Origin of the sequence: Streptomyces sp. NRRL B-24085 (genome assembly GCF_001282115.1) — a bacterium.
GTDB lineage: Bacteria > Actinomycetota > Actinomycetes > Streptomycetales > Streptomycetaceae > Streptomyces.
In genome coordinates, this window is record NZ_LJBR01000037.1 from 30,982 (window position 1) to 49,483 (window position 18,502).

Genomic DNA, 18,502 nt, shown 5'->3' on the forward strand with positions numbered 1-18,502 from the left:
CGGTGATGAGGCGTCAGCGGGCTGGCGGCGAGGCTTCGGCCGGCTGGTGGCAAGGCGGCCTTGCCGGGGGTGACGAGGCGTTGGTCGGGCGGTGCGGGAGTTGTTCGTCGGGCGGCGGCACCGGCGTTATGAGGCGCGCGAGTCCGCGCTACAGCCACTCCCCTTCCAGGGCGGTGGCCGTGAGGCCCGGGGCAGCCGCGTACAGGACGGCACGGCTGCCCGCCTTCTGCCCGGCGTCGTAGGCTCTCCGCATGATGTCGAACACGGCGGCGCCTCCGCGGTTGCCGCTGGTGTAGCTGTCCCGGCTGTAGTGCAGGAGGCCCGTCGGCCATCCGTCGGGCATCGTCTGCTCCATGTACTCCAGCACACGCGTGCCGCCGGGGTGGGCGAGCAGAACGTCGGGGTGCCAAGAACCGGGGTCGTCCTGGTATCGGAGGCGCAACCACTCCCACATCGCGGTGACCGTCTCCTGCACGGCGCGTGGCCCGCGCCGGTCCATCACGAAGTGGGTGCCGTCCTCCCGTGTCTCCAGGCGGTGCAGGTCCCGGGTGCCGGGCAGCGTGTGGTGCCAGGCGGCGTCCAGCCGCAGCACCGACTCGGGCCTCGATCGGCCCGTGACCACCGCGGCGACTGCGGTGTCCGCGAACAGCAACCGGACGATCAAGGACTCCAGAGTGTCGTCCGCGGGCTGGTAGGTCGTGCTCAGTGCCTCCGCGATCACGACCAGGACCACCCGGTCGGGGTCCGCGGCCACGAGATCAGCCGCCAGGGCCAGGGAGCGGGTCCCGGCTATACAGGCCCACTGTGTGGCCGGCAGCAGCAGCACGTCGCTCCGGAGCGGGAGTTGGTTGGCGAGGGAGACGTCGAGTCCCGGCAGCGCGGGCGTGGTGGAGTGACTGGTGATCAGACAGTCGACGTCCGCGGCGTCCAGCCCGGCGCTCTGCAGGGCGCCGCGCGCCGCACGCTCACCGTAGGACTGCACTGCCGACCAGGCCGGCGCAGTGCGCTCCTGGACGGTCTGCGGCGCGGGTGTCGCCTCAAGGGCGGCGATCACGCGATCCACGTCCTGTTCGGTGAACCCGTCACCGGCCAGCGCCTCTCGGGCCGGCCCGATGGCGGTGGCCGGCAGGCCGCTTCCGCTGCCGGGCGCGACGGCTGCCTCGAACGGCACCATCCAGCCACGGGTTTCTATGCCCGTACTGGCCGCGATGCCGTCGATCCGCGGCGCCCACGGCGCGTTCGGGTGCCGCCCGCGCACTTCGTCCACGATCTGGCTGGTCCGTACGGTGTGCTTGCCGTGTATCACGGCAGGCGGGCACAGGTAAGCGACCATGAATTGGTGCCTTTCTACAGGGAGTGAGATCAAATGCCATGGGTGCTGGGTCATGGTCCACTTGGGAATGATTCACCCAAGTCCACGACAGTACGAATAGGTTCATGAATCAGTGTCTGTTTTGAGCATGGATGCCACGGACTCGTTTGCGCTGTGATGTGGGCAACTTGGGAGGTTCCGCGATGCGTGAGACGGCGCACACTGCCGCAGGGGGCCAGCGGGGGGCCGTGCCTGCCTGACCTGCCACCGGTGGACCTCGCCATCGCCGCCACCGCGGCTCACCACGGCCAGGCTGTCCTCCACGACCGGGAGCCGGTGGTGCCGATCCGTAGCGTCCCCCACCCGTCGGCTCGGTGTCCCGGGTCCTGGAACGCGGTTGCACGAATTCGTCGAGCCCATACTCAGGTTGAATCCGTGATGTCCGGGCGGGGTGACGGGTCGTGATCCCTGCGGTACGACGTCCTCATGCGGTACGCGCAAGGGGGCGGGTTGACGCCTGTTGAGCAGGTGAAGCGGGAGGCCGTGCGGCTGGAGGCTGCCAAATCGTTCGAGGCCGGGGCTGCCACGGCGCAGATCGCGGTCGAGTTGCGGGTGACGGATCGGTGGTGCGCCGGTGGCGGGCGGCCTGACGGCAGGGCGGTGTCGCAGCCCTGGCGTCGGCGGGGCCGATGGCGGTGGAGAAACTCTCCCCGCAGCAGTTGCAGCGGCTGGAGGCGGAGTTGAAGAGAGGGCCGCTGGCACACGGCTTCAACGACGAGGGGCAGGGCTGGACGCTGAAGCGGGTGAAGCTGCTGATCGGCCGTTTGTTCCACGTCGGCTACAGCGTCCAGGGCGTGTGGCGGCTGCTCAAGCGGCACGGCTGGAGCTGCCAGGTGCCGGTCCGGCGAGCGCTGGAACGGGACGAGGCGGCGATCGAGGTGTGGAAGGCCGAGCTGTGGCCGCGGGTAAAAGTACCGCGCACGACCGAGGCGCCCACATCTGCTTTGCGGACGAAAGCGGCCAGTCGCTGATCCCGCCGAGGGACCGGACCTGGGCGCCCCGCGGGGCCAGACCGGTGGTGCGGGTGGCGGGCCGTCGCGGCGGCCGGGTCAACATCGCCGGCGCGGTGTGCTTCAAGCCCGGCCACCGGCCGCGTATGTTCTTCAAGCTGCACGTCCACCGCGGCCGCAAGGGCGAGCCTAAGCCCTTCGCCTGGCACGACTACCGGGACTTCATCCGAATGGTGCACCTGCAGCTCGGTACTCCCGTCGTGTGGGTCTGGGACAACCTGAGCACGCATCTCCAGCAGGAACTCTTCGACTTCGAAGCGGAGCACAAGGACTGGCTGGTCATCTTCCATCTGCCGCCTTACGCACCGGAGATCAACCCGCAGGAAGGCATCTGGAGCCTGCTCAAGCGGGCGCTCGCCGACTTCGCCGCCGCCGACCTCGCACACCTGACCCGCGTCATCAAGCGGAAGCTCAAGAAGATCCAGTACCGGCCCCACCTGATCACCGGCTGCCTGCCAGCCACCGGCCCGGACCTTCACGGCCTGATCGAGACACCGGACATCACGGATTCAACCTGAGTACTGACTTCGGCGTTGCGGGGTCTGGATCTGTGTCGGGACTGGCGACGCGGTTTGTCCGGGTTGGTACGACGGGGGCATGCGGTATCCGGACGGTGGCGGGCTGATCGCCGAGCAGCGCAGGCGCCGGGAAGAGGTACGGATCCGGGCCCGGGGCAACCGCGGGCCGGGAGCCATTGTCAGGTGCCCAGGAAGTCGGCCAGTCCCTGACGGTACGCCCGGGACAGCCGGCGTAGCGGCCCCGGAGCCCCGCCCTGGGCGTCGAGCCGTCGGACCAGGTCCGCGACGATCGCCGCGGCCCGGTCCGAACGCTCGCCCACCACACTGTCACCGCGCCACCAGACCGGCCACACCGGCAGATCCCAGACTGGGTGAGCCATGGCCTCCACGGCCTCCGCGCTCCCGGCCGGTGTCGTCACCTTACGGTCGAGCTCGGCGACCACCAGCTCGAAGATCGTCGCTGCCCGGGCGTCCCGGCTGTCGAGGGCGAGTGCGAAGCCCACCGTGCCCAGGCACTGGTCACGCCAGGCCGGGGGGACGAACTGGACGATGCCCACGAGGACGTCGTGCGCCTGTGTGTACCGGCCCCCGCGCAGCAGGGCGATCCCGTGGTTGAACGCGACGTCGATGTCCTTGGGGTAGCGCCCGTAGGCGGCACGCAGTTCCTTCGCGGCCCGCTCGGCCCGGCCCGCCTCGGCGGCCCGCCGGGCGGCTTCAAGGTGCCGACGGGCCCGGTCGCGGTCGCGTGTCTCCTTGCGGATCTGCCGCGCGAGGTCCGCGGACCCCGGTGCCTTCAGCGCGGCGGCCTCGTCCGGCCGACCCGTCATCAGCAGCAGCTGCACGCCGAGTTCGTTCCACCGGTGGTCATGGGGCCATTTGCGCCGCAGTACGGCGAAGGCGTCCCGCGCGCTGTGCACCGCTCCGAGCGCTCCGGCCGACTCCAGCAACTGGCCCCAGTACAGACGGACGTTGGGCTCCAATTCGACGGCTCGGTGCTCCAGTTCGATCGACGTCCCGTGATCTCCCTGCCGTGCCCGCGCGATCGCCAGCGCGTGCAGGGCCACGACATGGGCGGGTGCTGCCGCGAGTATCCGGCTGGCCACCTCCTCGCATTCCGTCCAGCGCCCGGCCTCCAGCGCGGTCCGGATCCGCTGGAGCTCTTCCGCGTAGGGCTCCATGTCGCCCGCGGCCTCCTCGACCTCGAAGACGCCGCCATGGCCGTGCACGACCTGTGCCGGGTCCACGGTGGGCAGGCCCATATCGCGCAGCCGCGTCAGGTTCCTGCCGAGCTGGTCGGCCTTCTGGGCGGCCGTGGCCTGGTGGCGCAGGATTTTGATGAGGTGCAGACCGAGTCCCGTACGGCGGTTGACCAGGCTGTGGACGAAACGCTCGCCGCCCTGGCCGACGCAGGGGCCGATGACGTACTCGGCGTCTCCCACGATCACCAGCCGGCCCTCGTACTCCTCCGGGTCGTCGGCCGCGATGTCCAGATGACGCGCGGGGCTCACAGCGCGGTCATGGTGTCGTGGGCGGGCAGGGCGAGTTTCAGGAACAGCGGTGTGCCCACGACACGCTCGGACGAGGCGTCCAGCAGCAGGAAGACGGTGGTCATCCGCAGCCAAATCTCCTCCTCGAAGAACCGCATGTTCGCGGAGTTGATGTCGAACGAGCCGTCGGGCAGCGGTCCTTCGCTGAAGTTGCGCAGCGAGCAGTCGAGCAGCAGCCGGCGACCGCGGCCGAGGTCGGCGGCCACCGTCACGAACGAGTCCGTCTGCGGGGTGACCCGGGAGACCACCCGGAACGTGCCGCTGAAGTGGAAGTAGCCGGAACCGGACGCAGTAGCCTGCGCCCGCTGGAGTTCGGCCAGGTCCGGAATTGGGCTCCCGGCGGCCAGGGCCAGCATCACCCTCTCCAGCTTGCGCAGGTACGAGACCTTCACCTTCGCCTCGCGCTGGATCACTCCGGTACGGCCGTAGCTGCCCCCGGCCTTGAACAGGGTGATCACCTGGGGAACGCCCCAGTCCGTGTCCACCTTGCCGCTGGTGCTGGTCGTGGTGGATCGCAGCTCCGTGACCTCGTACTCCGCTTCCGGGTCGACCTGTTCGTACAGCTGGTCGACCTTGCCGCGTGAGATATAGCAGAAGTACTCCAGCCGCCCGCCGGGCGCACCCGGGTTGTCGTCCCGCTGCACGCGGTGACGCCGCCACCATGCCATGCAGCCATGGTGCCCGAGCGACGCCGACGGGGGGAGCCGGTCGGCGAAGATCCCGATCAGCCGCTCACGAGAAGGCGTCTGGAGCCTGCTCACGAGGGCCCTGGCCAACTTCGCCGCCGCCGACCTCGCACACCTGACCCGCGTCATCAAGCGGAAGCTCAAGAAGATCCAATACCGGCCGCACCTGATCACAGGCTGCCTGCCACCCACCGGCCTTGACCTTCAGGGACTGACCGAGACACCGGACATCACGCATTCAACCTGAGTACTTCATTACATGTACGTCGGCGCTGCGACGGCTGAGAGCCAGGACGTCGCCCAACCGGCCGGGGCCGTACTTGCGGCGAATTCATGCGCGGTCGGCGAGCTGGGCTCTACGGTGGGGCGACCAGCCGGGCGGGTGATCGAATTGCGCGGGGTTTTCCACGCTTCCCGCTCTGCTGCCACCAGGGGAGGGCGAGAAACGATGGACGTACGCATTCGGATCGAGTGCACCGACGCCGCGGAAGGGAACGCTGCGGAGTTGACCGAAGCGTTCGCGGATTGGCTGGGTGAGGACCGTGCGGTCGCCGCGCACGCGGACATCCGCAAGGTGCGCCAGCCGCGGAACGACGGCGGGATGTCGGGCGACGTGCTCAGCTGGATCTCGCTTGGCACGAGTTCAGGCTTCTCGGCGGCGGCCCTTGCCTACTCCCACCTGTCGTATCGGGCATCGCTGCCGCGTCGGGTGCAGGCGGCCACGCGCCTCGTCATCGAGCGTGGCTCCACGCGAGTCACCATCGAGGGCGGCTCTGCGGACGACGTCTCCCGTATCGCTCAGGCTCTGGGTGCGGCCGAACTGGCCGGGCCTGCTGCCTCAGCCGACCCGTTGGCATAGGACCTCCGGTGGCGCTACCCAATACGGGAACGAGTGCGGCGGTACTGATCGGCGTGGCCGCGTACACCCGGCTGGATCCCCTGCCCGCGGTCACCGCAGGGGTGACGCGGATGGCCGAACTGCTGCGCGACCGCCAGGTGTGGGGCCTGCCGAGGGAGCAGGTCACTCTGCTGGGGTCCAACGCGTCCAGAGACACCGTCCTGGGCGCGGTTCGGGATGCGGCGTCCGGCTGCACCGACACGCTGTTGGTCTACTTCGCCGGACATGGGCTGCGCGATCGTAGCGATGAGCTGTACCTGGCCCTGGCCGACGCCGACGATGAGCACCCGGAGATCGCAAGCCTGGCCTATCCGGAACTGCGCCGGGTCGTGGGGCGCGCGGGATACCGGGCGCGGCGCCGCATCACGATGCTGGACTGCTGTTACAGCGGCCTGGCAGGCGGGATGGGCGCGGCGACCCTTGCCCGTCCGGACCTCGCCCATCTTCTGGAGGAGGACGGCGACGACGAGCCCGAGGGCGGAGACTACGGCAGCTGTGTGCTGACATCGGCGCCGAAGACCGGCCGCTCCTTCGCACCGCCCGGTGCACGGTATCCGGAGTTCACCGGTGAGCTGATCGAAGTTTTGGAGCACGGCATCCCGGACGCCGGACCGACCCTCAGCGTGGAACAGATCTGGCGGCGGGTGCGCCGCCGGCTGCTGACGCAGGGCAGCCCCGAGCCCCAGCAGTTCGGACACAACGCGGTCGCCCGCCAGGGCTGGGTGCACAACCGCGCGCACGGCCGCGCCCCCTCGTTCAAAGAGCCGTTCGAGGCCCCCACCGGCACTGCCCCGGCTCCAGCCGCACCGCCCTTGCGCCCCGATGCTGTCCTCAGGGCAGCATCGCGAACGACCGGTCAGAGCCTCCAGACGGCACCCACCCCTCAGGCACCGCCCATGCCCCAGCCGTCGGCTCTTCCCGGGAGCGCTCGGCCAGCGGTGCGGGGCATCACGCGCCGCCGGGCAATCATGCTGGGCACCGCGGTGGCAGCCTTGGCCGGCGGCATCGCCGAAGCCGTCAACCTCACCTCGGGCACGCATTCCGAACCCGACAAATGGCGCCTGCGCTGGCGATTCGATGCCGCCAACGCACTCAGTGCCGCGCCCACGATCGCGGACGGCGTGGTCTACGTCGGCAGCGGCGACTACAACCTTTATGCGATCGACGCCGCCACCGGCACCAAGAAGTGGGCCTTCAAGACCGGCGACCAGATCAACTCCTCGCCCGCCGTGGTGGACGGGGTGGTCTACTTCGGCAGCGATGACCGCAACGTCTACGCTGTACACGCCGATACCGGCAGGAAGAAGTGGTCGCACCAGACCGGCAAAGCCGTGGCCGCTTCGCCCGCGGTCGTGGGCGGGACGGTGTACATCGGTGGCTGGGACAACCACATGTACGCGCTGGACGCGGCGACTGGCGCCGAGAAGTGGTCCTTCCCCACGGGCGCCTACGTCGACGAAGTGCGGCCGGTGGTGGTGGGCGGTCTGGTGTACTTCGGCAGCCTCGACAAGAGCTTTTACGCCCTGGATGCTGCGACGGGAAAGAAGAAGTGGGCTTACGAGATCGGCGCCTCGTCCTCGTCGCCCACCGCGGCGGGAGGCACGGTGTATGTGGGGGGCGGGAATGACAGCGTGTTCGCGCTGAATGCCGCGACCGGCACCAAGAAGTGGTCCTACCGCGGCGACGCACAGGCCACGACCAACCGTGACAGCGAGATCACCTCCTCGCCAGTGCAGGCCGACGGCGTCCTCTACGTCGGCAGTTGGGACCACAACGTCTACGCGCTGGACGCCGCGACCGGCACCAAGAAGTGGGCCTACGAGACCGGCGACGAGGTATGGGGCGGTCCCGCCGTAGTCGGCGGTGTGGTCTACATCGGCAGTTTCGACCACCGTCTCTACGCGCTGGACGCCGCCACCGGCACCAAGAAGTGGAGCTACGAAACCGACTTCCAGATCCCCAGCTCACCTGTCGTCAAGAACAGCACGGTGTTCGTCTGCAGCAATGGTCAGTACGTCTACGCCCTGGACACGAGCGCCAAGAAGCCCTCGAGCTAGGTGTATTGACGCGCAGGGTGTTGTTCACACGGCGGTGGGGCGGCAGGCGTCCGCCCATGGTGAGGGGGAGTGTGAAGTACGCGGATGACCTGGGCGATGACCCCGTGCTGAGCGTCGAGGCTGCAGAACAAGCCACATTCGACGACTGTGCGGGAGCCGCCAGTCACCGTGATGTCGGCTTCCCCGGCTCCGGACTCGGACGCAGAAACGCGCGAAGGCGACCGGAACTGCCGCGACTCGCAGTGACCGCGCACGATGCGCCCACCGGGGGCACGGCCTGCCGATGTGGCGATCTCGGCCGGATGGCCTCGCCCCGGCCGGGGCGCTGTCGTCATACCGGCCCCGGCAACGGCATGCCGGTCTACTGTGAGGTGGGTGAAGGCTGAGGCAGCAGAGCTTGCCCCCGGTAGTGACAGCGACGAGCGACAGCCTGACGGTGTCGTCTCCACGCCGACCAATTCAATGCGTGGGTGACGGGATCGTGGTCGGCTCGTGGCCGGGGCAGGAGAGCGTCCAGGAGCCGCCGGATCTCTGCCACCGTGAGCGGGACGAGGGCTGATGCGTTTCTGCAGCCCCCTTTGTGTCGCTGCTGGCCTCGGCCGCGAGTGCGGTCAGGACTGCATGGGCGAGCATCGCGAGTGTGATGTGTCGATGCCAGCCGATGTAGCGTCGGACTTCGTACTCATCCAGGCCGCACTCGTTCTTCGCGGCCTGGAAGCACTCCTCGATGGCCCAGCGGCTGCCGGCGATCCGGGCCAACTCGGCGATTTCGATGCCGGCGGAAGCGTAGGCCATGTAGTAGGCGATCTCGCTGGGGTCGGACAGGCTGCGCCGGGCCATCACCCAGCGGTGATGCGTGGGCGGATCAGGGTCGAAGATGATGTTGCCGGGCAGTTTTGCTGCGGCCCAGTCGTAGATGCGCGGGCCCTTCGCCCCGTCGCCGCAGGACAGCCGCTGCCAGACATCACCAGGTGCCTCGTCGATGAGTTGGTCGATCCGCCAGATACCGGCCAGGGACTTGATCTGCTGGGACTTGGGCACCGCCACCACATAGCCGACGTCGAGTTGTTCGAGCAGACGGCGGAAGTGCCAGTCCTGTCCATAGGCCTCGTCCGCGGTGACCCATGCGGCGGGCAGGCCGGCAGCCAGGCAGCGATGCATGATGTCCCTGGCCAGTTCGCCTTTGGTGGCGAAGGCCCGCTCGTCGGGGATCTTCGCTGCTCGGCACCGCTCGCGGTCAGCCGTCCAGGACTTGGGCAGGTAGAGTTCCCGGTCTACCAGAGCCCGGCCAGAGCCGGTGGCGTAGGCGGCGAACACCCCGATCTGGCAGTTGTCGATCTTCCCGGAGGTGCCGGTGTACTGTCGGCCCACCCCGGCCGACGTAGTGCCCTTCTTGATGAACCCAGTGTCATCGATGATCAGCACACCGTCGGGCCCCAGTCGTTCCGACACGTAATCACGGACATTGTCGCGCAGGGCGTCTACGTCCCAAACGCTACTGTTCAGCAGCCGCTGGAAGCCGTCAGGGGTCCGGTGGCCTTCCCATTCCGCAAGCTGCCAGCCGTTCTTCCGCGTCGACCGCCCCAGCAGACCACGAACGTAATCCCGCATCCGCCACCCGAGCGAATACCGACTCCAACTCAGCAGCCCAGCAAGCGACTTCACTCATCCCTTGCATGCCAGGACAACGACAACCGCCAGCTCAGGACACGAACCGCTGCTGGAGTAGTAAGAGGGCGTTTTCTTCTGTTGTTTCATCCCGGATTGCCGGATTGAGGTGGTTCACGTGCCGCGCCAGCTCGGGGTGGATTCGGCGGTGAGGCGACGGGTCATGAGGTTGATCATCGCGAGGTGAACCATGGCTTCGGAGCGGTGGGGGTGGGCTTCGTAATCGCGGGCCAGGCGGCGGTGGTTCATCAGCCAGCCCAACGTTCTCTCGACGGTCCACCGCCGGGGCAAGGCGGTGAAGCCTCTGGCGGCAGGGTCGCGGCGGACGATGTGCATATCGATCCCGAGGGTCGCGGCGTGCTCGACGAGGTACTGGCGGTAGCCGCCGTCGACCCAGGTCTTGCGGACGGTGGGATGCTCGGCGGCCACCTTCTCGATGAGGGCCTGGCCGGCGACGGAGTCCTGCACGCTCGCGGCCGTGACCAGCACCGCCAGCAGCAGACCGACCGTGTCGATGACGATGCTCCGCTTACGGCCCACGATCTTCTTGCCCGCATCGACACCTTGGCCGGATGCCGGGACGTTGGTGGACGTCTTGATGCTCTGCGAGTCGATGACGCATGCGCTGGGTTCGGCCTCGCGGCCTTCCTGCCTGCGGACTTGGCGGCGAAGGAGACTGTTGAACTGGTCGAAGACGCCCTCCTCCTGCCACCGGGCGAAGTAGGCGTAGACAGTGTTCCAGTGCGGGTAGTCGTGCGGGAGGTAGCGCCAGGGGATCCCGGTGCGGTTTACGTAAAGGATCGCGTCCAGGAGGCTGCGCAGGTCATGGTCGGGAGGCCGGCCGATGTCCAGTCCACGGCCGCGGCGTTCAGCTCGCCAGGCGGTCAGGACTGGCTCGACCAACTCCCAGCGGGCATCGGACAGATCACTCGGATATCGGCGGCGTTCAGGCACAATTCGGGACTACCCGCAAGGCGCAGGCGCGCGTGCCAGCGCTCGAAGCGCACGGCGCATAGTCCGGCGCCTTGGGATGAAACAGGAGCAGCCAGGCCAAGACGCCCGCTAAATCAACTCTCCTGCAACGCAGACCCCATCAACCTCATCGCTCACACCAGGTCCGGCATGAAAACCTATCTAAAACACCTTGATAAAGCGCAAAACACCCTCTGAGAAAGCAGGATGCTTCGACGGGCGTCGGTCGGGTAGCGTGCGGGCCATGTCGAGTCCTGAGTCAGACAAGGTGGGGGCTTTCGGTCACACCGTCAGCCCCCTGAACCACTGATCTCGTAGCCCTGCCGTCACACCGCTTTCCGCGGTGGGACGAGTGTGCGCACGGGGCTGGCCGTGGTGACGAGATGACCTTCTCGTGCCTCTCCTCACCCCGGAGCCACTCGATGCCTCTCCCGCTGTACCTGCTTGCCCTGGCGGTCTTCGCCATGGGCACCTCGGAGTTCATGCTCGCCGGCCTCTTGCCGGACATCGCCTCGGATGTCGACGTCACCGTCGGGACAGCAGGCGTGCTCACCTCGGGCTTCGCGATCGGCATGATCGTCGGCGCCCCCCTGGTGGCCGTGCTTGCCCGCCACTGGCCCAGGCGCCCGGCCCTTCTCGGGTTCGTCCTCGTCTTCGCGACAGCCCACGCCTTGGGCGCCGTCACCACGAGCTTCCCCGTCCTGTTCGCTACCCGAGTCATCGCCGCGCTCGCGAACGCGGGATTCCTCGCCATCGCTCTGACAGCCGCGGCCGGGCTGGTCCCACCCGGCAGGAAGGGACGCGCGCTGGCCGTCCTGCTGTCGGGCACGACGGTGGCCACGATCGCCGGTGTCCCCGGCGGGTCAGTGCTCGGCACGGCACTCGGCTGGCGGGCCACCTTCTGGGCAGTCGCCGCTCTCTGCCTGCCCGCCGCTCTCGGCATCCTGAAAGGCTTCCCCGCGGGACATGACGAGGATGAAGCGACCGGCAGGCCATCGTTGCGAGCAGAACTCGCCCAGCTCGCCCGGCCGCGGCTGATCCTCGTCATGCTGCTCGGCGCACTGGTGAACGCGGCTACCTTCGGCAGCCTCACCTTCCTTGCCCCCGTGGTGACCGACAGCACCGGGCTGGGCGAGCTCTGGATCTCTGTCGCTCTGGTGCTCTTCGGTGCTGGTTCCTTCGTGGGTGTCACCGTCGCCGGACGGCTGTCCGACCGAAGGCCCGGCCCGGCCATCGCGGTCGCCGGTCCACTGCTGCTCATCGGCTGGCCCACTCTGGCGGTGCTGGCCAATGTGCCCGCCGCCCTGTTCACCCTCGTGTTCGTGCAGGGCGCGCTGTCGTTCGCGCTGGGCAGCACGCTGATCACACGGGTCCTTTACGAGGCCGCGGGAGCCCCCACGATGGCTGGCTCGTATGCCACGGCAGCGCTGAACGTGGGCGCCGCCGTCGGCCCCGTCGTCGCTGCAGCCACGCTCAACACCGAAGCCGGGATCCTGGGACCGCTCTGGACAAGCGGGCTGCTCGTCGCGGTCGCGCTGCTCATCGCATTCCCCCTCCTCACCGTCATCACGGCCGGCCGGGGCACCGAGGTGCTGCGATGACACATGCGCATGCGCCCTCGCACATCGAGGAACGCCGACGGCCTGTGGAGCGCTGCCGCACCCGCCCGATCGCGCACGTCGCCGCCGAAGCCGGTGTACCGCGCGCCTGCCTGCCCACGTGGAAGAACCGGCACGACACTCACGACGAAGCCGAGTTGCAGGACCGCCCGAGCGTCCCGCGGTCCTCACCGACCCAGCTCCCACCTGATGTCGTCGAACCGATCGAGCAGCGGCGGCGGGACAACAGGTGGCCCGCCCGCCGAAACACCCTCGAACCTGCACGAGTGGATCCTGCCGAGGGCCATGTGCCGCGTCAGGCAACGTTTGCGATGTTCGTTGTTGGCCCCTGGACGGTAGGTAACGTGGCCCGAAGCCGAGCGTTGTGGGCGCCGTCCCAATGCGAACCTCAACGCTCCGAGCGCCGAATCGGTCGCGCGCTCGGTCTGCGGTCTGGTTCGCATCACGACGGCGTCACAGTAGGTGCCATCGGGACACCGATGAGAAATGGCGCCGACAGTCGTCTGATTGCGGTCCGGTGGACGCAGGGCGCGCATCAAGGGAGAGCCACGGCATGAGACCACTTCGATACTCGATCAACGTCACACTCGACGGCTGCTGCCATCACGAGGCAGGACTTCCCCCGGACGAGGAGTCGATGCGCTACTGGACCGCTGAGATGGAGCGAGCCGATGCCCTGCTGTTCGGCCGGGTGACCTACGAGATGATGGAGTCAGCGTGGCGGAAGCCGGCCACGGGCACGTGGCCTGAGTGGATGGGTGAGTGGGAGATCCCGTTCGCCGAGACCATCGACCGGGCGAAGAAGTACGTCGTGTCGAGCACGCTGAGCGAGGTCGATTGGAATGCCGATCTGGTGCGAGGCGACTTGGGGCAAGCGGTTCAGCGGCTCAAGCAGAGGCAGGCGACGGCCTGTGGGTGGGGGGCGTGACGCTCCCCACGGCATTGGCAGACCTGGGACTGATCGACGAGTACGAGTTCCTCGTTCAGCCAGTCCTTGCCGGACACGGGCCGACGTTGCTCGCCGGTCTGCGCGAGCGCATCCAGCTTGAGCTCGTGGACCGCCGCGAGTTCCGGTCGGGGGCGGTAGCCCAGCGATACCGGCCCGCACAAGTCACGGCTTGACTTGATGTGTTGTCCTGGCACATTGGCCGCTCCCTCGACGGAACGTCGGCTCGGGTCGCACTGTCCCGCGCTGCCCGTACCCCGAGCGGCGGACATGTCGACGGGGGACATCGCCCCGAGGTGCCGCTCGCGGACAGGACAAACGTTGCCTGACGTAGCACTAACAACGCCTAACGGAATGGGCCGTGCAGGCTGATCTGCAGAGGTCCCGACTCACCGTCGGCGACGAACCGCGGCAGGAATTGCTCCAGCAGTCCCAGAAGTTGCCGAAGGTCGTCGGCTACCCTGTCGAACTCCGGTTCGTCCAGTGATGCCGTCCGTGTTCGATACACCGATCCGTCATGCGGCGCCTCGAAGTTCCCAACATCCTCCTGCACGTTATGGTGCCGCGCGCCAGCAACCCGTCGATTCCCAGAACCAGTTGTGCACCGGCGGGGTGGCCCGTGCGGAGTCCGCACGGGCCACCCCCGGTCTCACGGTCCTTCGCAGATGGCGTTCGTCCACTGGTGCGAAGAGATGTTGTCGTTCAGGGTCTCGCCCTGTCCGGGACCGTTGTTCGGGAAAAACCACTGTGACAGGTCGGCGTAGTACCAGCCGTTGTCGATGCAGGCGTTCGCGCCACCGTAGCCGGTGTCCCAGTAGACGACGACGTTCGCATAGGAACCCGGGTAACCGCGGTTCTCGATCGAGCTTGCCTGATTGCGCATGTTCCCGCCGGGCGAGCAGGTGGTCCAGTCGGTGTCGTTGCCGACCCAGCGACAGTAGTTGCCCGTCCTGTTCGCGCCCTCCCAGGCGTAGAAGTAGCCGTCCGCGGCCACAGCCGAGGAATCGGCGGCAGCGGCGGAAGCGGCGGACTTCGAGCCGGGGGTGGGCACGGGGGCCTCTGCTGCGCCGGCGATCCCCGGTGCGGCGAGAATGCTCAGGCCCGCGAGGGCGAGCCCCGCGAGGCCGGTGCTGATCTTCCTGGGTGATGCAGACATGGCTGTCTCCCTGATTGTCGCTTCCGTGGTCGCGCGGTCAGTGCCCGGACAGATAGGCGCGAGCCCGGGGAAGCGCGCCCCTCTCCAACTGGAGTCGGCTGTCCACCGCCGCGCGGTACTTCTTCTGCAGGCGCTGGTCATAACGGGCGTCCAGCCGCTGTGCGGTGGCGGACAGCCCGGTACTGTGCGCACACCGTGCTTCGTCGACCGCGGTACGCACTTCCTCCTTTTGGTCCTTGGCCTTGTCCGAGACGAAGGCCGCGCGGGCCTGGCTCGGATCCGTGTAGCGGTGACCGTGTCGGCGCATGCACGTCGCCCATTCCCGCGTGGATTCGCGGAACTGCGGATCGGCGAGGACGTCGGCCCGGCGGATCGACGCGAGCGAGTTGGTCACCGCCTTGGCCCGGAACCATTTCGCAAGGCCGCCGTAGAGCTCTCCCTCTGTCTCCGCCAAGCAGCCGTCAGTGTTGCGCCCGGCGATGGCGCCGGTGGGCAGGCGCACCTCCAAGCCTCCGGTTCTTCCGCTGTAGGCGTCGACCGCCTGCGTCCTGCGCTGCGGAGGCAGACTTTGCAGGTAACGGCGGTTCGGATCAGTGCGCCGCACCTGGGCGATGCGCCGCCGCACGTCGCTGCCGTACCCATGCCGCTGTGCCCAGGCCAAGTCAGCCACCACGTAAGGGAACGACTTGTCCTCGGGCACCGGATTCTCGGGTACCTTCCACACTTTGAACCCCTTGCGGGCCATGCAGCTTTGCACCATGGCCTGTTCGGCGTCGTACAGCAGCGACTTCTCCCGCGCCGTCAACGGCCATGCCGTTCCCGCAGGCTTCATCCCAGCCGGATCTTCCGCCCGCGTCTCCGGAACGTTCCCGTTCGAGCCACAGGCGGCCACGGCAAAGATCATTAGTCCCGAGACGGCAGCCAATAACCGGCGCCCGAACGCGGTGTCCCCCGTGTTGCCCATGGAGTCGTCCCACTCTTCCTAGTTCTCGGTCGCAGTGCGCCGCCGGGTGCGGATCAGAGAGCCATCAGCGGCACTCCGCCCCGCCACCCTTTCGGGCGATCTTCCTCAGCGCGCGGTCCAGGCGCGGGGCGCGGGCAGCCGGCAGACCGACGACTTGACGCCCCCAGAGGTGACGGTGGTGCGATGTACCCGTTCCCTCTGACCCGGGCCCACCGCCGTCACGGACATTGCCTGTGGCTCGTGGTCATGCTCTACGGCCGGCTCAGGCGTCGTCCCAGCAGTAACCGTTCTCGACGGACAGTCCGGCGTACTTGTCACCCTTCAGGTAGACGGCGCTCACCCACCACGAGTAGCGGCTGCCCTTCTTGCCGGTGGCCACCCAGACGTCGTTCGAGTAGCCGTTGTCCGTGATGGTCTCGCCCCACTTCCAGCACAGTCCAAAGACGGTGTAGTTGGCCGGGTATACGTCCTCCCGGGCGCTCTTCGAGGTCGGGTAGTCCCGGACGTTCACCCGCTCGTACGTGGTGACCATTGCGCCTTGAGCTGCTGATGCCGGGCTGGTGGCGATCGCGGAGCAGCCCGCGACCAACGCAGCGACCAGGGCCGCCTTGACGGCATGCCTCATACGTTCCCCCTGTTCGTCCAACGGTCACAGCGACAGTCGCACGCACCTGCCAGGAGCACCATGTTTTCGATCCCCTTCGAAACGTGGGCGCGCGTGGGCCGGCCGCCGGCGCTGCGCGAGTTCAAAGACCCGCTCTTCGAGGTGTATCTGGCAGCGGGCTCCCCCAGCCTGAAGGAGATCACCGAGGCCATCACCGACGACGACGGCCTGGTGGGGGCGCCGAGCCGGGACACGGTCCACGGCCTCATCAGCGACGCAGAACGACCTGGCCAGCAGACCTATGTGGTCGCCGTGGTGACGGTGCCGGCCCGGCGGGCTGCCTGGGACACTCCGGATCTGGTGGGGCGGGTGCGTGAGCTGTGGCTACGGGCCCGGATGGCGCAGGGCGCGGAGCGCCCGATCAGCGACCTGCGCGGCGATCTCCGGCTCCTCCTGGACGCAGGACTGGGCATCCACCCGGCCCTGGACACCGACGGCGCGCGCCAGGGGGTTCGGGATTCTGCCCGCCTACGTCCCGCGGGACCACGACGCTCGCCTGAGGACGGTGGTCGCCGGCAAGAGCCGCACTTTGCGGGAGGCGGGTCCGAGTGCCCCAGAAGACCTCATCGCCGTACTGACGGCAGCTCAGCGTGCAAGGGGGCCCCGCCTGGTACGAGCAGCGGCAAACCGCCGCTCACCAGTCTCAGGGCTGCAACAGTCACGGACTCCGCGCCAGGCTGTGTGACGACGTCGACGCCCTCGGCAGTTCCCCACAGCTGGTTGCCGGCGTGTCGGAGGTGCCGGAGCCGGCACCACGTGACGGCCTGGTTCCGCCGCCGTGGGACGGTACGCCCCCGATCCGCGCCCCGGGGCCGTTCCTCCGGGCCTCGGTATGTCTTAGCCCGCATGAACGGCGACGGCCACCCGTCATCGACGCCTTCACACCTTGGCAAGTCAGCGCGGCAGGGATGGCCGTGAGCTGATCGCGCTTGGGTGTCGGCCATGTCTGGATGCGGTCCCAGCGGTGTGCTTCACGCCCCGGTCGCCTCTGCCCCAATAGCGATCACTTCAGTTGGAATATCCCCAAAAGGATGCACTTCAGCCATGTCGCTGGCTCTGGAGGCCAAAAGATCGGCAGAGTCTGTGGGGCAACGACACCCGTCCCACGGCCTCCTGGCTCAGTGAAGGGAACCGGACATGAACTACCGCAGGCATCTCGCCGTCAGTCTCGTCGCGGCATCGGCTCTCCTCGGCGCCGGCCTCGTGACAACTTCCCCGGCATCGGCAGCCCCCACGGCATCTGCGGTGTCCGCGCAGGGCACGGCGCCAGCCTGCGTCACGCGGGACGTCATCAAGCACCGAAAGTACGTAAAGGTCACCAACACCTGCAACGTGGCCATGCACTTGAAGGTCGTCATCGACTGGGGCAACGACTCGCCATGCCTCACCTACCAGCCCGGTGAGCAGTGGGAGTGGAACTGGGGCCGCGGCTCCTACGGCAAGGTCGTCACCTGTTGAACCGACCAGCGCCCCGTGCCCAGTCCTCAGTGACTGCGCGCCGGGACGCAAGCACTCTCCGCCCCGCCCAGTCCTTCCGCCGGACCAGAGGGAACGGGAGGGGTACGGTATGCCGCGGCCGACTCGGGGATGGCCGCGGCACCCGCATCTCACTCACCCCGAAACGCGCCGGAAGTGCCACGCCCCGAAGGTGTTCACCAATTTCCCCTCCCACGTCCTGCCAGTCTGCGCCGATCGGGCGAACCAACTGACTCGCTCTCTGAGGGGCATGGGTGGGCGGGAATGTCTGCTCCTTCCGCCACACCGTCTTTGCGGCGTGGCGGGGCGGTCGAAATCTTGAAGCGCCAAGGTCAGGCGGCGAACTCGATGTTGGTGACGTACTCGTATTGGCCTCACTGGGAACCGAGGTCGACGGCCAGGTTGACCCAGGCGCCGTCCAGCGCCTGGTCGTGGCCGACCGCCCACGCGGCGACACTCCGGTCCCAGCGGCGCAGATCCAGCGAATTCCATGGGGCGCTGGCGCAACCGGGAGACGCCGGACTGGTTGAAGGGATGGATCTCGACGCGGGTGCCGCGGCCGTCGCGGTTGAGCCGGGCGGCCGTTAGCGGGCGACGTTCTGGCGCCGCACGGTGCGGTACGCCTGCTCGATGCGCTCGAGGTTGCGTCGGGACGGGGTGGGGGTGCTGGCCGTCCAGGCGCACCGGGTGCGGTCGGTGACGGTCAGCCTGGCCGTGCGGGCCGCAGCCCGGGCGTGGGGGGTGCGGGTGAGGTAGTTCAGGCGGACCAGGAGGGCGCATCGGGTGGTGACGGGGCAGCGATGTAGCTGGCCTGCACGTCCAGTTGGCGGGCGACGGCCTCGTGGCCCTTGATGCCGTGGGCGCCGCACTTGCCGAACTCGATGTTCCGTTTGTAGTGATTCCGCTCTCCGGTGAGCGCGCGTGCATCGCGGGGGCGGGGAGACTCCCC

16 protein-coding genes and 3 pseudogenes are annotated in these 18,502 nt (G+C 68.2%); 10 read left to right on the plus strand and 9 right to left on the minus strand.

What is annotated here, in order from left to right:
* Positions 1–148: 148 nt before the first annotated feature.
* Positions 149–1,333 carry a polyketide synthase gene (locus AOJ26_RS05375; RefSeq protein ID WP_053847002.1) on the minus strand — a complete coding sequence of 395 codons (1,185 nt, stop codon included), beginning with the start codon at positions 1,331–1,333 and terminating at the stop codon, positions 149–151.
* A 465-nt stretch (positions 1,334–1,798) separates the two neighbouring features.
* Between AOJ26_RS05375 and AOJ26_RS45165 the strand changes: the two are divergent.
* Positions 1,799–2,900: pseudogene (locus tag AOJ26_RS45165) on the plus strand (IS630 family transposase).
* Between the two features lie 79 nt (positions 2,901–2,979).
* Positions 2,980–3,051, plus strand: a pseudogene (locus AOJ26_RS45170) (transposase); the annotation flags it as partial.
* A 28-nt stretch (positions 3,052–3,079) separates the two neighbouring features.
* Here the strand turns inward: AOJ26_RS45170 and AOJ26_RS05390 are convergent.
* Positions 3,080–4,408 (minus strand): hypothetical protein, encoded by a 1,329-nt coding sequence (locus tag AOJ26_RS05390; protein WP_053847004.1) that lies wholly within the window; start codon positions 4,406–4,408, stop codon positions 3,080–3,082.
* On the minus strand, positions 4,405–5,115 hold the full coding sequence (locus tag AOJ26_RS05395; RefSeq protein ID WP_143663527.1) for a hypothetical protein: 711 nt from the start codon (positions 5,113–5,115) through the stop codon (positions 4,405–4,407). The genes AOJ26_RS05390 and AOJ26_RS05395 overlap by 4 nt, the downstream gene beginning before the upstream one ends.
* Between AOJ26_RS05395 and AOJ26_RS05400 the strand changes: the two genes are divergently transcribed.
* From AOJ26_RS05400 to AOJ26_RS05410, 3 genes are all read left to right on the plus strand, one after another.
* Entirely contained in the window at positions 5,114–5,380 is a 267-nt protein-coding gene (locus AOJ26_RS05400; RefSeq protein ID WP_234358449.1) for a hypothetical protein, read from the plus strand. The two genes, AOJ26_RS05395 and AOJ26_RS05400, sit on opposite strands and share 2 nt — an antisense overlap.
* Before the next feature lie 201 nt (positions 5,381–5,581).
* Positions 5,582–5,992: an effector-associated constant component EACC1 gene (locus AOJ26_RS05405; RefSeq protein ID WP_053847006.1), complete on the plus strand. Its 411-nt coding sequence runs from the start codon at positions 5,582–5,584 to the stop codon at positions 5,990–5,992.
* An 8-nt stretch (positions 5,993–6,000) separates the two neighbouring features.
* Entirely contained in the window at positions 6,001–8,088 is a 2,088-nt protein-coding gene (locus AOJ26_RS05410; protein WP_078959753.1) for a caspase, EACC1-associated type, read from the plus strand.
* A 459-nt stretch (positions 8,089–8,547) separates the two neighbouring features.
* On the opposite strand, the gene AOJ26_RS05415 is transcribed toward AOJ26_RS05410, so the two are convergent.
* Positions 8,548–9,753 (minus strand): IS701 family transposase, encoded by a 1,206-nt coding sequence (locus tag AOJ26_RS05415; RefSeq protein WP_107092808.1) that lies wholly within the window; start codon positions 9,751–9,753, stop codon positions 8,548–8,550.
* Between the two features lie 117 nt (positions 9,754–9,870).
* Positions 9,871–10,710, minus strand: coding sequence for an IS5 family transposase (locus AOJ26_RS05420; protein ID WP_053847009.1), 840 nt, complete (start codon positions 10,708–10,710; stop codon positions 9,871–9,873).
* Between the two features lie 440 nt (positions 10,711–11,150).
* On the opposite strand from AOJ26_RS05420, the gene AOJ26_RS05425 reads away from it, so the two are divergent.
* The 4 genes from AOJ26_RS05425 (at position 11,151) to AOJ26_RS44845 (ending at position 13,780) form a co-directional block, all read left to right on the plus strand.
* Positions 11,151–12,329, plus strand: a complete 1,179-nt coding sequence (locus AOJ26_RS05425; RefSeq protein WP_053847010.1) for a Cmx/CmrA family chloramphenicol efflux MFS transporter — start codon at positions 11,151–11,153, stop codon at positions 12,327–12,329.
* Positions 12,330–12,900: 571 nt separating this feature from the next.
* Positions 12,901–13,275 carry a dihydrofolate reductase family protein gene (locus tag AOJ26_RS05430; protein ID WP_234358451.1) on the plus strand — a complete coding sequence of 125 codons (375 nt, stop codon included), beginning with the start codon at positions 12,901–12,903 and terminating at the stop codon, positions 13,273–13,275.
* On the plus strand, positions 13,272–13,469 hold the full coding sequence (locus AOJ26_RS44135) for a hypothetical protein (protein ID WP_234358452.1): 198 nt from the start codon (positions 13,272–13,274) through the stop codon (positions 13,467–13,469). Before AOJ26_RS05430 ends, AOJ26_RS44135 begins: the two co-directional genes overlap by 4 nt.
* Positions 13,470–13,654: 185 nt before the next feature.
* Positions 13,655–13,780 carry a hypothetical protein gene (locus tag AOJ26_RS44845; protein ID WP_256979454.1) on the plus strand — a complete coding sequence of 42 codons (126 nt, stop codon included), beginning with the start codon at positions 13,655–13,657 and terminating at the stop codon, positions 13,778–13,780.
* Positions 13,781–13,942: 162 nt separating this feature from the next.
* Here the strand turns inward: AOJ26_RS44845 and AOJ26_RS05435 are convergent, their stop codons facing one another.
* The 3 genes from AOJ26_RS05435 to AOJ26_RS05445 form a co-directional block, all read right to left on the minus strand.
* Entirely contained in the window at positions 13,943–14,449 is a 507-nt protein-coding gene (locus tag AOJ26_RS05435; protein ID WP_053847011.1) for a peptidase inhibitor family I36 protein, read from the minus strand.
* A gap of 37 nt (positions 14,450–14,486) precedes the next feature.
* The gene (locus tag AOJ26_RS05440) at positions 14,487–15,413 is read right to left on the minus strand and encodes a hypothetical protein (protein ID WP_053847012.1); all 927 of its coding nucleotides are present in this window, start codon (positions 15,411–15,413) and stop codon (positions 14,487–14,489) included.
* Positions 15,414–15,675: 262 nt separating this feature from the next.
* Positions 15,676–16,038, minus strand: coding sequence for an SH3 domain-containing protein (locus AOJ26_RS05445; RefSeq protein WP_143663511.1), 363 nt, complete (start codon positions 16,036–16,038; stop codon positions 15,676–15,678).
* A gap of 1,176 nt (positions 16,039–17,214) precedes the next feature.
* On the opposite strand from AOJ26_RS05445, the gene AOJ26_RS05450 reads away from it, so the two are divergent.
* Complete coding sequence (locus AOJ26_RS05450; RefSeq protein ID WP_053847014.1) at positions 17,215–17,535, plus strand: hypothetical protein; 321 nt, start codon at positions 17,215–17,217, stop codon at positions 17,533–17,535.
* Positions 17,536–17,927: 392 nt separating this feature from the next.
* On the opposite strand, the pseudogene AOJ26_RS44140 reads toward AOJ26_RS05450, so the two are convergent.
* Positions 17,928–18,436 (minus strand): annotated as a pseudogene (locus AOJ26_RS44140) (transcriptional regulator).
* Positions 18,437–18,502 lie beyond the last annotated feature (66 nt).

Excerpts from the sequence above, each read along its gene's own strand:
- AOJ26_RS05375 (WP_053847002.1), bottom strand. The coding sequence starts at position 1,333 with ATGGTCGCTTACCTGTGCCCGCCTGCCGTGATACACGGCAAGCACACC.
- AOJ26_RS05400 (WP_234358449.1), top strand. The coding sequence starts at position 5,114 with ATGCAGCCATGGTGCCCGAGCGACGCCGACGGGGGGAGCCGGTCGGCG.
- AOJ26_RS05395 (WP_143663527.1), bottom strand. The coding sequence starts at position 5,115 with ATGGCATGGTGGCGGCGTCACCGCGTGCAGCGGGACGACAACCCGGGT.
- AOJ26_RS05405 (WP_053847006.1), top strand. The coding sequence starts at position 5,582 with ATGGACGTACGCATTCGGATCGAGTGCACCGACGCCGCGGAAGGGAAC.
- AOJ26_RS05425 (WP_053847010.1), top strand. The coding sequence starts at position 11,151 with ATGCCTCTCCCGCTGTACCTGCTTGCCCTGGCGGTCTTCGCCATGGGC.
- AOJ26_RS05430 (WP_234358451.1), top strand. The coding sequence starts at position 12,901 with ATGAGACCACTTCGATACTCGATCAACGTCACACTCGACGGCTGCTGC.
- AOJ26_RS05435 (WP_053847011.1), bottom strand. The coding sequence starts at position 14,449 with ATGTCTGCATCACCCAGGAAGATCAGCACCGGCCTCGCGGGGCTCGCC.
- AOJ26_RS05440 (WP_053847012.1), bottom strand. The coding sequence starts at position 15,413 with ATGGGCAACACGGGGGACACCGCGTTCGGGCGCCGGTTATTGGCTGCC.
- AOJ26_RS05445 (WP_143663511.1), bottom strand. The coding sequence starts at position 16,038 with ATGAGGCATGCCGTCAAGGCGGCCCTGGTCGCTGCGTTGGTCGCGGGC.
- AOJ26_RS05450 (WP_053847014.1), top strand. The coding sequence starts at position 17,215 with ATGAACTACCGCAGGCATCTCGCCGTCAGTCTCGTCGCGGCATCGGCT.